General features: G+C 74.1%; 15 protein-coding genes, 1 tRNA gene and 1 pseudogene. 7 read left to right on the top strand and 10 right to left on the bottom strand.

The window, feature by feature from the left end; all coding sequences use genetic code 11:
• Positions 1–52 precede the first annotated feature (52 nt).
• Genes OG774_RS00835 through OG774_RS00825 form a run of 3 tightly spaced genes read right to left on the bottom strand, consistent with a single transcriptional unit; the run spans position 53 to position 2153 of the window.
• Positions 53–553, bottom strand: a complete 501-nt coding sequence (locus OG774_RS00835) for a J-domain-containing protein (RefSeq protein WP_328306052.1) — start codon at positions 551–553, stop codon at positions 53–55.
• 11 nt (positions 554–564) lie between these two features.
• The gene (locus OG774_RS00830; RefSeq protein ID WP_328306051.1) at positions 565–1257 is read right to left on the bottom strand and encodes a 4'-phosphopantetheinyl transferase family protein; all 693 of its coding nucleotides are present in this window, start codon (positions 1255–1257) and stop codon (positions 565–567) included.
• On the bottom strand, positions 1242–2153 hold the full coding sequence (locus OG774_RS00825) for a metallophosphoesterase family protein (protein WP_328306050.1): 912 nt from the start codon (positions 2151–2153) through the stop codon (positions 1242–1244). Before OG774_RS00825 ends, OG774_RS00830 begins: the two co-directional genes overlap by 16 nt.
• 114 nt (positions 2154–2267) lie before the next feature.
• Here OG774_RS00825 and OG774_RS00820 point away from each other — a divergent pair, with 114 nt between their 5' ends.
• Positions 2268–3494: an adenylate/guanylate cyclase domain-containing protein gene (locus OG774_RS00820; RefSeq protein WP_328306049.1), complete on the top strand. Its 1227-nt coding sequence runs from the start codon at positions 2268–2270 to the stop codon at positions 3492–3494.
• 18 nt (positions 3495–3512) lie between these two features.
• Here the strand turns inward: OG774_RS00820 and OG774_RS00815 are convergent, their stop codons facing one another.
• On the bottom strand, positions 3513–3674 hold the full coding sequence (locus OG774_RS00815) for a hypothetical protein (RefSeq protein ID WP_328306048.1): 162 nt from the start codon (positions 3672–3674) through the stop codon (positions 3513–3515).
• A gap of 399 nt (positions 3675–4073) precedes the next feature.
• Between OG774_RS00815 and OG774_RS00810 the strand changes: the two genes are divergently transcribed.
• Both OG774_RS00810 and OG774_RS00805 read left to right on the top strand, forming a co-directional pair.
• A complete protein-coding gene (locus OG774_RS00810; RefSeq protein WP_328306047.1) occupies positions 4074–4766 on the top strand; it encodes a DUF899 family protein in 693 nt (230 codons plus the stop codon).
• A complete protein-coding gene (locus tag OG774_RS00805; protein WP_328306046.1) occupies positions 4766–5053 on the top strand; it encodes a putative quinol monooxygenase in 288 nt (95 codons plus the stop codon). The genes OG774_RS00810 and OG774_RS00805 overlap by 1 nt, the downstream gene beginning before the upstream one ends.
• A 53-nt stretch (positions 5054–5106) precedes the next feature.
• Here the strand turns inward: OG774_RS00805 and OG774_RS00800 are convergent.
• Positions 5107–5179: transfer RNA gene (locus OG774_RS00800), tRNA-Asn, on the bottom strand.
• A 122-nt stretch (positions 5180–5301) separates the two neighbouring features.
• Between OG774_RS00800 and OG774_RS00795 the strand changes: the two genes are divergently transcribed.
• Entirely contained in the window at positions 5302–5574 is a 273-nt protein-coding gene (locus OG774_RS00795; RefSeq protein ID WP_378014917.1) for a hypothetical protein, read from the top strand.
• 7 nt (positions 5575–5581) lie between these two features.
• Here OG774_RS00795 and OG774_RS00790 read toward each other — a convergent pair whose 3' ends face one another.
• Genes OG774_RS00790 through dnaG form a run of 3 tightly spaced genes read right to left on the bottom strand, consistent with a single transcriptional unit; the run spans position 5582 to position 8795 of the window.
• Entirely contained in the window at positions 5582–6355 is a 774-nt protein-coding gene (locus OG774_RS00790; protein WP_328306045.1) for a trans-aconitate 2-methyltransferase, read from the bottom strand.
• Positions 6352–6903, bottom strand: coding sequence for a hypothetical protein (locus OG774_RS00785; protein WP_328306044.1), 552 nt, complete (start codon positions 6901–6903; stop codon positions 6352–6354). Before OG774_RS00785 ends, OG774_RS00790 begins: the two co-directional genes overlap by 4 nt.
• Complete coding sequence (dnaG, locus tag OG774_RS00780) at positions 6900–8795, bottom strand: DNA primase (protein WP_328306043.1); 1896 nt, start codon at positions 8793–8795, stop codon at positions 6900–6902. Before dnaG ends, OG774_RS00785 begins: the two co-directional genes overlap by 4 nt.
• 89 nt (positions 8796–8884) lie before the next feature.
• Here dnaG and OG774_RS00775 point away from each other — a divergent pair, with 89 nt between their 5' ends.
• On the top strand, positions 8885–9676 hold the full coding sequence (locus tag OG774_RS00775) for an SDR family NAD(P)-dependent oxidoreductase (protein ID WP_328306042.1): 792 nt from the start codon (positions 8885–8887) through the stop codon (positions 9674–9676).
• A 10-nt stretch (positions 9677–9686) separates the two neighbouring features.
• Here OG774_RS00775 and OG774_RS00770 read toward each other — a convergent pair.
• Positions 9687–9992: pseudogene (locus OG774_RS00770) on the bottom strand (thioesterase family protein); the annotation flags it as partial.
• A gap of 210 nt (positions 9993–10202) precedes the next feature.
• Here OG774_RS00770 and OG774_RS00765 point away from each other — a divergent pair.
• Positions 10203–10937 carry a CPBP family intramembrane glutamic endopeptidase gene (locus tag OG774_RS00765; protein ID WP_328306040.1) on the top strand — a complete coding sequence of 245 codons (735 nt, stop codon included), beginning with the start codon at positions 10203–10205 and terminating at the stop codon, positions 10935–10937.
• Position 10938: 1 nt separating this feature from the next.
• Positions 10939–11421, top strand: a complete 483-nt coding sequence (locus OG774_RS00760) for a hypothetical protein (RefSeq protein ID WP_328306039.1) — start codon at positions 10939–10941, stop codon at positions 11419–11421.
• 2 nt (positions 11422–11423) lie between these two features.
• On the opposite strand, the gene OG774_RS00755 is transcribed toward OG774_RS00760, so the two are convergent.
• Positions 11424–11936 (bottom strand): gamma carbonic anhydrase family protein, encoded by a 513-nt coding sequence (locus OG774_RS00755; protein WP_328306038.1) that lies wholly within the window; start codon positions 11934–11936, stop codon positions 11424–11426.
• Between the last annotated feature and the right edge of the window lie 23 nt (positions 11937–11959).

Below are 11959 nucleotides of genomic sequence, written 5' to 3'. Positions count from 1 at the left end.
TGCGTCCCGCGCGGTCAGGGTGACCCTCGCTCCGTCACCCGGACCGCCCGCGTCAGCGCCGCCGGCGCAGCGCCGAGCGGACACGCGCCCACGCCGACGGCCCGGGAGCCTCGGGGAGCGGCACGTCGGCCGTCGGCCCGGGCAACGACCGCGCCGCACGCCCGGCCCGCCAGGCCTCGACGACGTCGTCGGCGCGGGGCATGCGGACGCTGATCCGGGGGCCGTCGGGGAAGCGCAGCCACTCCGCGACACGGCGGGCGAGGGCGGCGACGGCGTCGCGGACCTCGCGCTCGGTGTCCATGTCCCGCACGGTCTCGGGGAGGCGGTCGATCTCGCGGCGCAGGCGCAGCGGTGTCGGCAGCAGGACGTCGTTGGGCAGGCCCTCGCGCTCGAGGTAGGACCGCAGCCACCAGTTCTCGTCGTGCGGGCCGTGCAGGCCGCGCAGGGGACGCCCGGCGCCGCGCAGGTTCTCGAACGCACCCTCGTCCTGCGCGTCGCGGATCCGCTGCTCCACGACCGATTCGTAACGTTCCCAGTAGGCCTCGTCCGCCATCGGGCACCACGTTACGTCGAGCCGGCCCCCACGGCGATCGCCGTGATCACCAGACCGTCGCGCACCACCCAGCGCCCGGTGAACGCCGTGATCTCGGCGTCGTCGACCACCGGGCCGGGCACGCGCAACGTCGCCCGGAAGGTGCCGTCCGGGGCGGGCGCGAGGTCGGCGTCCTCGAACCCCAGCCACCGCCCGGTCAGCGGGAACCAGGCCTTGTAGACGCTCTCCTTGGCACTGAACAGGACCTTGTCCCAGCGCACCTCGGGCTGCTCGCGGTCGAGACGCTCGAGCAGCGCGCGCTCCCCGGCGTCCGACACCGCCTCGAGCACGCCGTCGGGCAGGGCCGTGTGCGGCTCGGCGTCGAGCCCGACCGTGCGCACCTGCTCGCGCCACGCCACGGCCGCGGCGCGGAACCCGGCGCAGTGGGTGATCGCGCCGACCACCCCGTCGGGCCACACCGGCGCGCGCCTCTCCCCCACCGGCACGGCCGGGGCGGCCAGACCGAGCCGGGTGAGGGCGTCGCGGGCGCACGCCCGCGCGGTGGTGAACTCCGCCCGCCGGGTCGCGACGGCGTTCGCCACCGCCGGCTCCTCCTCGGGAGCGAGCACGGCGTGCGGGTCGTCGTCGGTGCGCGCGGCGACCACCACGGCCGACGGCAGGACGTCGGAGAGGGAGCCGAGGACGGGGGTCACGACCGTGCCCATCGGGCGGACCGCTCGGCGGCCCAGGCGGTGAAGGGATCGGGGCCCTCGTCGACGGGGCCCGGCAGGATCTCGCGCAGCGCGCCGCGCACGAGCCCGTGGCGCTGCCACTCGCGCGGATAGCCGACCGACACCTCCTCGAAGCGCACGCCGTCCTCCTCGGTGGTGCGCGGGATGTGCAGGTGGCCGTAGACGACGGCGACGGCGTCGTGGCGGACGTGCCAGTCGGCGCTCGCGGTCGTCCCGCACCACAGCGAGAACTCGGGATACCGCAGGATGCGCGTCGGCTCCGGGGTGAGCGGCCAGTGGTTCACCAGCACCGTCGGCATCCCCGCCGGACGCTCGGCGAGCCGCGCCTCGGTGACGGCGACGCGGTCGGCGCACCAGGCGGCGGCGTCGGGGAACGGGTCGCTGGACATGAGGATCTCGTCGGTGGCCACGACGCCGGACTCGCGGGCGACCTCGAGCGCGGCCTCGTTCGACCAGTCCGCGGGGATCGACGGCGGGCGCACCGAGTAGTCGTAGAGCAGGAACATCGGGCAGACGAGCACCGGCCCACCCGCCCCGTCCCACACCGGCCACGGGTCCTCCGGCGTGAGCACCCCGAGGTCGCGGGCGACCTTGACGAGGTGGTCGTAGCGGGCGGGACCGACGAGATCGACCTCGTCGCCGGGCGGGGTCCACAGCTCGTGGTTGCCCGGCACCCAGATCACCCGCGCGAAGCGCTCGGCCAGGATCTCCAGGGCCCAGGTGGTGGTGGCGACGCGGTCCCCGACGTCGCCGGCCACGATCAGCCAGTCCCCGGGGTGGGTGGGGTGGAGGTCCTGGACCAGGCTCTCGTTCTCCGAGCGGTTCACGTGCAGGTCGCTCGTGGCCAGCAGACGCGGGCCGCTGCTCATGGGGTCCTCCCTGTCTCCGACCTGCACGCTACGTGCCTGCTCTACCGGGACATCGCCCTCGTGAGCGGACTCCCACACCGTGTCCCCACCTCGCATGTTTGGCACCATGAGCCGGTGCCGCCCCGCCACCGCACATCGCTGCCGATCCCGGCGCGGATCCGGTCGGTGATGGCCGAGGGCGACTACGAGCGGGCCGGGCTCCTCCACGGCCTCACGGGCGAGGACCGCCGCACGCGGGTGTCGGTGCTCGAGTCGCTGGCCGCGGACGGCGTCGCCATCGACGCGATGCGCGACGCCATCGACGGCGACCGCCTCGGCCTGCTCCTGCTCGAGCGGACCCTGCGGCCCGAGGACGGGCACTCGTTCACCGACGTCTGCACGCTGACCGGGATCGAGCCCGACGTCGTCCGGCTCTGGTTCCAGGCCCTCGGACGACCGCTCGCCCCGAGCCCCGACGACCCGATCTACACCGACGAGGACGTCGAGATCGCCCAGCGGATCCACCGCTACCGGAGCCTCGGCTTCAGCGACCAGGAGATGATGCCGGTCGTCCGCGCGATCGGGCGCGGGGTGCTGAACATCGCCGACGCGCTCGGCGGGCTGCTCGGCGAGGCCCTCCTGCGTCCCGGCGAGCCCGAGCCGGAGCTGGCCCTGCGGTACGCCACCGAGGCCCGGCGCATCGTCGAGGACGACTCGCTGCACCTGGTGCACCTCGTCGCCGCCGCCCTCGCGGACCGCATCCGCTCGCACGCGCTGGCCGTCGAGGAGTCGAACGCGGGGCGGCTGCGCGGCGCGCAGGAGGTCACCGTCTGCTTCGCCGACCTCGTCGGGTTCACCGACCTCGGCGAGACGGTGACGGCGGTGGAGCTCAGCGAGGTCGCCGAGATGCTGTCCGCCTCCGCCACCCAGGTCGCGGTGTGGCCGGTGCGTCTGGCGAAGGTCATCGGCGACGCCGTCATGCTCGTCTCGCCCGACCCCACGGCCCTGCTGCGGGCCACGCTCGACCTCGTCGAGTCCTGGTCGGAGGCCGACGACGGCCGTCCCGCGCTGCGCGTCGGGGTCGCGATGGGGGTCGGGGTCCCGCACGCCGGCGACTGGTTCGGGCCGCCGGTCAACCTCGCCAGCCGCGTCACCGAGACCGCGCGTCCGGGCCACGTCACCGTCACCGCGGCCGTCCACGACGCGATCATGGCGAGCGCGCCGGACGACCCGCCGTTCCGCTTCCGAGCGGCGGCACCCCGCAAGTTCAAGGGCGTCCGTGGCGCGCAACGGCTGTACCGCGTCCAGCGTCGCCGGTCCGGGTCGCACGGCAACGCCGCGCTCGCCGATCCGGTGAACTAGCCCGTCAGCACGTGTGTCTTAGGCCATTCGGCCTGCCTCCTGTCCGGAATGTCGGGGAAGTACCGGCGTCACCGGCACGTCGACGACGCTCACGACCTCGACACTGCGGCTGACCATCCACGTGCGTGTCACGGCGAGCGCCGGGAAGTGGACGGGCACGCCGAGCAGCACCGTCAGCAAGACCGTGACCTGCCCCTGAGCTGCTCCGACCGCTGCGATGATGGTGGGCCGGGGCCCGCTCCCCAGCTGCCTGTTCCGGCCCACCACCACGCGGACGGTGCCCCCGGGCACCGGACACCGGGAAGGTCCTCACCGGTGTACGGAGGAGCGTGCGGGCAGTTCGGCCCGGGCACCAGGGGTTTCCCCCGAGGTTCACTCGACGAGGGCACGGGTTCACTCGACCTGGCTAATGACGACGGCGTCCCCGGGTACTGACCAGCGGTGACGTGGCGAGGTCGGGAAGCCGGCCCGGTCGTCGAGCAGGGAGCCCTCGTCGGACCCGTGCCCGGAGATTCGCGGGTTGAGCACCCGTCGTGTGACTGATACAGATATAGGACTACATAGTCCTCAGGAGTACTCATGACGTCGCCACCCCTGCTCGACTCCGCCCTGCCGCCCATCGTCGCGCCGGAGGAGTGGGCCGCCGCCCACGAGGCCATGCTGGTGGAGGAGAAGGCGTTCACCCGGGCCCGCGACGCCCTCGCGGCCCGGCGCCGTCGGATGCCGATGACGCCGGTGGAGACCGACCACCGCTTCGTGGGACCGGAGGGCGAGGTCGGCCTGCTCGACCTGTTCGACGGCCGGCGCCAGCTCGTCGTCTACCGCTTCTTCTACCAGCCCGACGTCGACGGCTGGCCCGACAAGGGCTGCCCGGGCTGCTCCTACCTGGCCGACCACGTCCCGTACCTCGACCACCTCCGCGCCTGGGACACGAACTTCGTGATGGCCTCGCCCGCCGACCAGGAGAAGATCGTCGACCTGCGGCGGCGCAGCGGCTGGGACCACGTCCCCTGGTACACGCTGGTCGGCGACGCCTTCGGCCACGACTTCGGTGTCGCCGAGATGTTCGGCCTCAACGTGTTCCTCCGCGACGACCACGACCGGGTGTTCCGCACGTACTTCGTCAACGGCCGCGGCGTCGAGCCCGTCCTCCCCACGCTGGGACTGCTGGACCTCACCCCGCTCGGCCGGCAGGAGACCTGGGAGGACACGCCGGAGGGCCGGCCGCAGCTCCCGCCGTACCGGGCGCAGCGCCGCGGGGAGTACTCCTGATGCTGATCATCGCCGGGCACGTCCGGGTCGCGCCGGATCGACGGGACGCGCTGGTCGCGGAGTTCGAGGACCTCGTGCGGCGTTCCCGGGCCGCCCCGGGCTGCCTCGACGTCGCCGTGACGGCCGACTCCATCGACCCGGGCCGGATCAACAACTTCGAGCGCTGGGAGTCGCAGGAGCACCTGGACCGGTGGCGTGCCGTGGCCGACGCGCCCGACGTCGGCGACGAGTTCGTCGCGGTCGACGTCGGCCTGTTCGACGTGTCCGGCGAGCGCCCGCCGTTCTGAGGGACCCACTCCACGAGAAAGCCCCAGGTCAGCGCTGTGACCTGGGGCTTCGGCTCCTCCGACTGGACTCGAACCAGTAACCCTTCGATTAACAGTCGAATGCTCTGCCGATTGAGCTACGGAGGACCGTCACGCCCGGACCGTCGTGCTCCCGGACGAGAAACACGCTACAACACCCGCCCCACCGCCTTCCCGCTCGGGGTGGGGCAGGATGGGCCCCGAGACGATGTCGGGGAGGAGAACGTCAGATGGTGATCCCGTTCCTGTTGGGCGCCGGTGTGGGGTACGTCCTCGGCACACGGGCCGGCCGTGAGCGCTACGAGCAGCTCTCCCGTGCGTACCGCCGGGTGGCCGACCACCCGAGCGTGCAGGGAGCCGCGGGTGTGGCTCGTGCGAAGGCCGGAGAGGCCGTCCAGGTGGGGGTGTCGAAGGCCCGCGAGCGGGTCGCGCCCACCGGTGGTCACGAGCCGGCGGCGCCGGGTCGCGCCGCGGCCAACGGGTCGCATGCCCCCGGGCGCTGAGGCCGGCTCAGCGAGCGCCGAGCACCGCGAACACGCGGCGGAACCCGAACCAGGTGACGCCCGCGTCGTCCGGTGGGTAGACGGCACGGAGGCGCGGGGCGAGCTCGGCACGCAGGCGGTCCCACGCCGCGTCGTCGAGCACCCCACGCACCGGCCGTAGCGTCGACCCCGCGATCCAGTGGCCGACGGGATCGTCGCCGGTCAGCGGGTGCAGGTACGTCGTCTCCCAGCAGTCCACGTGCGCGCCCGGCCGCGCGCAGGCGAGCAGTCGGGCGTACTCCTCGGGGGTGCCGACGCCGTACGCGGGCAGGCCCTCGGTGACGAGGCCCGACCACTCCGGGGACGCGAGCAGGTCCCGGGCGGTGGTGTGCGACGGCGAGACCTCGTTGCCCGGCACCTGGATCGCGAGCCAACCCCCGTCCGGGAGCGCCGCGGCCCAGCGGGCGAGCAGGTCCCGGTGCTCGGGCACCCAGTGCAGCACCGCGTTGCTCACCACGACGTCGGTCTCCGGGCCCGGCGCGAAGTCGCGGATGTCGGCCAGCTCGGCGTCGACCCCGTTCTCCCGCGCGGCGGCGACCATGTCCGGCGACGCGTCGGAGGCGTGCACCCGGGCGCCGGGCCAGCGCTCCGCGAGCACCCCGGTGAGGTGCCCCGGCCCGCAGCCGAGGTCGACCACCTCACGCGGCGCCTCGGCGCCCACCCGGGCCACGAGGTCGAGGAACGGGCGCGCCCGGTGGTCGTCGTGGTGGCGGTAGAGCGCCGGGTCCCACGTGTGGGTCACGGCCGGCCCGCGCCCCGGAGCTTCTCCCCCACCCCGGCGGCGACGGTGCGCACCGCCTCCGGATCGGTGCCGGGGTCGGGACGCACGTGGATGGTGATCCCGGCGCCCGGGACGCGTCGCTGCACGAACCACGCGCCGCCGTCGCCGATCTCGTGGTGCTGGCTGTCCTTCACCGCGCCGGTGACGCGGCGGTGCACGGTCTCGGGCAGGCGTCCCGGCGTCACCAGCGGCACACGGCGGGGCGGGCGGTCGGCGAGCAGGACGACACCGCCCTCGAGCTCCTCGACCTCGTCGGCCTCGACGACCTCGAGCGCGCCGCCCGACCACGTCGCCTTCGTCACGAGGTGCCAGTCGACGCGTCGCGAGCCCTCCCCCGACGCCGCGGGAGGCAGCCAGAGTCCGAGGTCGGTGGCGAGCACGACGGACCCGCGCGGCCCGAGGCCGTCGGCGAGCACGCGCTCGTCCTGGTCGAGCGTGCCCGTGAACCCCTCCGGCACGGGCTCGCGGCCGGTCAGCAGGGCCGCGAGCCGCGCACGCACCCCGCTCACAGCGCCACCACCCCGGCCGCCTGGCCGCGCAGGGCCTTCTTGTACTGCTCGAGCGCGACGAGGTCGCCGAAGAGCTCGTGGTACTCGTCGGCGTCGGTGACCGGCGAGAGCCGCTGGAGCCGCGACTTGATCTCGGCGACCTGCTTGCCGACCAGCGACTCCTGCAGGCCCGCGAGCATCCCCGAGATGTAGCGGTGATCGTCGGACTCCCGCGACTGCAGCGCCTCGACGGCCAGCTCGGAGACCAGCGGGCGGAAGCCGGTGGGGACCTCGTCGGCCACCGCGTTCAGCCAGCTGTGGCCCGACAGCCCGGACGCCGTGCCCCCGGCGGCGAGCACCGCCTGGTGCACAGCGAGATAGCCGGGGTGGCTGAACGCGTCGTCGGGCAGCGTGTCGTAGACCGGACCGGCCAGCGCGGGGGCCTGGAGCGCGGCCTTGATCACCTCGCGCTGCACCCGCAGGCGCGGATCGCGGCGATCGGGCATCTCCGGGCCCTCGGTGCGCGTGGCCTGGGCCTGCGTGCGGCGCTGGGTGCGGCGGGTGGGGGTGTCGACGGGCGCGCCGGCGCTCTCGCGCACCCGGCGCACCACGGTGTTCTCGTCCGGCCAGCCCGTCCACCCCGCGAGGCGGCGGGCGTACCCGTCGCGCAGGTCCTCGCGGCGGATCCGCGCCACCAGCGGCACGGTGCGCTGCAGCGCCGCGGTCTGGCCCTCGACGGTGGTGAGGTCGTGCTCGGCGAGGATCGTGCGCACGGCGAACGCGAACAGCGGCTGGCGGCGGGCCACGAGGTCGCGCACCGCGACGTCACCGGAGGCCTGCCGCAGCTCGCACGGGTCCATGCCGTCCGCGGCCGTGGCGATGTAGGTCTGCGCGGCGAACTGCTGGTCGCCCTCGAACGCCTTGATCGCGGCGGCCTGGCCCGCGGCGTCGCCGTCGAAGACGTAGATGACCTCGCCGCGGTCGAACGAGTCGTCCATGAGCAGGCGACGCAGCACGGCGACGTGGTCGTCGCCGAACGCCGTCCCGCAGCTGGCCACGGCGGTGGGGACGCCGGCGAGGTGCATCGCCATGACGTCGGTGTAGCCCTCGACGATCACGGCCTGGCGGGTCTTCGCGATCTCCCGCTTGGCCTTGTCGAGCCCGAAGAGGACCTTCGACTTGTGGTAGACGGGCGTCTCGGGGGTGTTGAGGTACTTGGCCTCGATGCGGTCGTCGTCGAACAGCCGGCGGGCGCCGAACCCGACGACGTCGCCGCCGAGGTCGCGGATCGGCCAGAGCAGCCGGCGGTGGAAGCGGTCGATGTGCCCGCGCTGGCCGGGGCGCGAGAGCCCCGCCTTCTCGAGCTCGTCGAGGGTGTAGCCCTGGGCGAGCAGGTGCTTGGTCAGCCGGTCCCACCCCGACGGCGCGAACCCGCAGCCGAAGTCCTCCGCCGAGGCCTGGTCGAACCCGCGCTCGGCGAGGAACTCGCGCGCCTTCTGCGCCTCCCCCGGCGTCCGCAGCTCGGCGGCGTAGAACTCCGCGGCCAGCTTGTTCGCGGCCAGCAGCCGGGTGCGGGTGCCGCGGTCCTTCTGGACGCTGGACCCGCCGCCCTCGTAGGTCAGCCGGAACCCGACGCGGTCGGCGAGCTTCTCCACGGCCTCGACGAAGCCCAGCTGCTCGATCTTCATGATGAAGTCGATGACGCTGCCGCCCTCGCCGCAGCCGAAGCAGTGGAACGTGCCGTGCGTGGGGCGGACGTTGAACGACGGCGACTTCTCGTCGTGGAACGGGCAGAGCCCCTTCACCGACCCCGCGCTGGCCCGCCGCAGGGCGACGTACTCGCCGACGACCTCGTCCACCCGGTTGCGGTCCCGCACCTCCGCGATGTCCGCGTCCCGGATGCGTCCCGCCATGGCCCCGAGTGTAGGGATCGGGCTCGGGAAGGGTGGGGCGTCCCGTGCGGTTGCAGCCCCAGCACCGCTCACGATCGCGAGGAGGACCCATGCAGCTCGACCTGTCCGGGCGGACGGCCCTGGTCACCGGCTCGACGGGCGGCATCGGCCGGGCCATCGCCGCCGACCTCGCCCGCGCAGGCGCCCGGGTGGTGGTCAACGGGCGGACCGAGCCGCGGGTGGACGGCGCCGTCACGCACCTGCGCGACGAGACCGGCGGCGAGGTCGTCGGCGTGGTCGCCGACGTCGCGACGACCGAGGGCGCCGCGGAGCTCGCCGCGCGTGAACCCCACGTCGACGTGCTGGTCAACAACCTGGGCATCTTCGGCTCGCAGCCGGCCCTCGAGATCACCGACGACGACTGGCGGCGCTACTTCGAGGTCAACGTGCTGGCCGCGACCCGGCTGATCCGCACCTACCTGCCGGGCATGACCGCCCGCGGTTGGGGCCGGGTGCTCGACATCGCCAGCGACTCCGCCGTCGTCACCCCCGCCGAGATGATCCACTACGGCATGTCGAAGACCGCCCTGCTGGCGGTGTCCCGCGGGTTCGCGAAGGAGGCCGCGGGCACGGGTGTCACCGTCAACTCCGTGATCGCCGGGCCCACCCACACCGGCGGCGTCGAGGGCTTCGTGCGCGAGCTGGTGGGCGACGAGCTGCCGTGGGACGAGGCGCAGCGCGAGTTCATGATCAAGCACCGGCCGCAGTCGCTGATCCAGCGGCTGATCGAGCCCGAGGAGATCGCCCACATGGTGACGTACCTGGCGTCGCCGCTGGCGTCGGCCACCACCGGCGCGGCGGTGCGCGTCGACGGCGGCTACGTGGACTCGATCATCCCCTGACGGATCGAGCTCACTGCCCGAACCCGACGTCCACGACCGCCCGGTCGATCTCGCCGTCGCCGACGACCTGGCCGTCGCCGTCCTCGGCCTTGACGGTGAAGCAGAGCTTGGCGCCGTCACGTTCGCGCAGCTCCGCGGTGACCTCGACCCGCCCGCCCACGCGCGTCGGACGGCGGTGACGGATGCGGACCCCGGTGCCGACGGTCGTCTCGCCGTCGGCGAGCAGGGGCCTGGCGGCCTCGACGGTGGCGCCCTCGAGCCAGGCGAGCAGCCGCGGGGTGCCGAGCACCTCGATCTCGCCGCTGCCCAGCGCCCGGGCGGTGTCGTCGGCCGGACCCTAGATCGGTGAGGGGCCTGCGGCCCACGTGTGGGATATGGGTCGTCGGGACGACCCATATCCCTCACGTGGCCGGAGGCCCTCATCCTCCCGGGGTGATGCGGCCCCGCCCGGTCGCCCGTCACCGTCACCGGAATCCCGTTCGTACGGCTGCGGGAGGTCGGGATGGTCACCGCGGGTGCCGCACCGATGGCTGACGGGTCGGTGCGCGGAGGGCCGGCCTGGGTCCGGTTCCTCGTCGGGTTCGGGCTGCTCTGGACGGTGCTCGCGGGCGCCGCGCAACTCGACCCGACGGCGGCGTGGGGCGTCGCGGTCCTCGCCGCGGTCCTGGTGGTCGGCGTCGTCGTCGAGGGCGTCCTGTACGGCTCCGGACGGCCGCTGCGCCGCCTCGGGTTCGGGCGTCCGACGACCCGCGGCCTGTGGCTCGCGGCGGGCGTGTCCGCCGTGATCCTGCTCGTCTACCCGCTCACCACCGCGGTGACCGGTGCCCCGATCGCGCTGCGTCCCGGGTGGCCGTTGTTGCTGGTCGGGGTGTTCGCCCTGCACGGTCTGGCCGAGGAGATCGTGTGGCGGGGCTACGTCTTCCGCCGGCTGCGCGTCGGCCGCTCGTTCCCCGCGGCGGCCGCCCTGTCGATGCCCCTGATCGCGGTCACGCACGTCCCGATCGCCGTGGTGTCGGGCCCCGTGATCGGCCTCGGCGCCATGGCCGTCGCCGCCACCACCGCGGTGCCGCTGGCCTACCTGTTCGAGACCGGGCGCGGCACCCTGTGGGCGCCCGCGATCGTCCACACCGCGATCGACTCGTTCAAGCTCGTGGTCATCCCGGTCGTGGCCCTCACGACCTTCTCGCTGCTGCTGGTGGCCGTCTCACTGCTCGTGCCCCTGCTGGCCCTCGCGGTCCCCCGCCGCGTGCTCGGGGGATGACGTGCTCGCCACCTACGGTCTGCTCGCCGCCGTCGTCGCCACCGCCCTGTGGTCGGGCCTGCTGCTGACCCTCACGACGATCCTGCACCCGCTCTACGTCCGTCGGGACGCGGCGGGGTTCGCGCGGGACATGCACCGGTTCCTGCCGATCGCGCGGCGCTCGCCCACCAACTACGTGCTCGTCGTCGCGATGGCCGTCGCCCCGGTGGTGGCCCTCGTGGGGCTGTGGCCGCCACCGGTCGGCGTCCCGTTCGTCCTGACCGCCCTGGGCCTCGTCGTGATCGTCGCCGGCCCCCTGCTGACCTCGCGCTACGGCGCGGAGCCGAACTACGACGTCATCCTCGCCTGGGACCCCGAGGCGCCGCCGGCGGACTGGCGCGACGTCCGGGCGCGCTACCTGCGCCTGAACTGGATCCGCGGCGCGGCCACGTGGACGGCGCTGGCGCTGTTCGTCGTCGCGGCGCTGTGGCCCGCGGGCTCGTGAGCTCACACCGCGGAGCGGTGCACCCCGAGCAGGTGGCGGTACGTCGCGGCGCCGGCGGCGATCATGGCGCGCTCGTCGTCGGTGACCTCGCGGCGGACCTTGCCCGGCACGCCGGCGACGAGGGAGCCGGGCGGGATCACGACACCCTGGGACACCACCGCGCCGGCCGCGACGATCGAGCCGCGGCCGATCGTCGCGCCGTTGAGGATCACCGCGCCCATCCCGACCAGGCAGTCGTCCTCGACCGTGCAGCCATGCACGACCGCGCGGTGCCCCACCGTCACGTTGTCGCCGATCGTCGCGGGGAACCCCGGGTCGGCGTGCACCACCGTGCCGTCCTGGACGCTCGTGCCGGCCCCCACGGTGACCGCCTCCAGGTCGGCGCGCACGACGGCCGTGTACCAGACACCCGTCTCCGGCCCGAGGCGCACGCGGCCCGCGACGACCGCGCCCGGCGCGACCCACGCGGCCTCGTCGATCTCGGGGGTGTGGCCGTCGACGGTGATCAGCTGCACGCGGGGCAGCCTAGCGTCCGGAC

It is taken from the genome of Actinomycetospora sp. NBC_00405, assembly GCF_036044095.1.
Taxonomy (GTDB): domain Bacteria; phylum Actinomycetota; class Actinomycetes; order Mycobacteriales; family Pseudonocardiaceae; genus Actinomycetospora; species Actinomycetospora callitridis.
The sequence above is the reverse complement of the archived record's forward strand: the minus strand, read 5'-3'. Positions and strand labels throughout refer to the sequence as shown.

Excerpts from the sequence above, each read along its gene's own strand:
- OG774_RS00835 (WP_328306052.1), bottom strand. The coding sequence starts at position 553 with ATGGCGGACGAGGCCTACTGGGAACGTTACGAATCGGTCGTGGAGCAG.
- OG774_RS00830 (WP_328306051.1), bottom strand. The coding sequence starts at position 1,257 with ATGGGCACGGTCGTGACCCCCGTCCTCGGCTCCCTCTCCGACGTCCTG.
- OG774_RS00825 (WP_328306050.1), bottom strand. The coding sequence starts at position 2,153 with ATGAGCAGCGGCCCGCGTCTGCTGGCCACGAGCGACCTGCACGTGAAC.
- OG774_RS00810 (WP_328306047.1), top strand. The coding sequence starts at position 4,074 with ATGACGTCGCCACCCCTGCTCGACTCCGCCCTGCCGCCCATCGTCGCG.
- OG774_RS00805 (WP_328306046.1), top strand. The coding sequence starts at position 4,766 with ATGCTGATCATCGCCGGGCACGTCCGGGTCGCGCCGGATCGACGGGAC.
- OG774_RS00795 (WP_378014917.1), top strand. The coding sequence starts at position 5,302 with ATGGTGATCCCGTTCCTGTTGGGCGCCGGTGTGGGGTACGTCCTCGGC.
- dnaG (WP_328306043.1), bottom strand. The coding sequence starts at position 8,795 with ATGGCGGGACGCATCCGGGACGCGGACATCGCGGAGGTGCGGGACCGC.
- OG774_RS00775 (WP_328306042.1), top strand. The coding sequence starts at position 8,885 with ATGCAGCTCGACCTGTCCGGGCGGACGGCCCTGGTCACCGGCTCGACG.
- OG774_RS00765 (WP_328306040.1), top strand. The coding sequence starts at position 10,203 with ATGGCTGACGGGTCGGTGCGCGGAGGGCCGGCCTGGGTCCGGTTCCTC.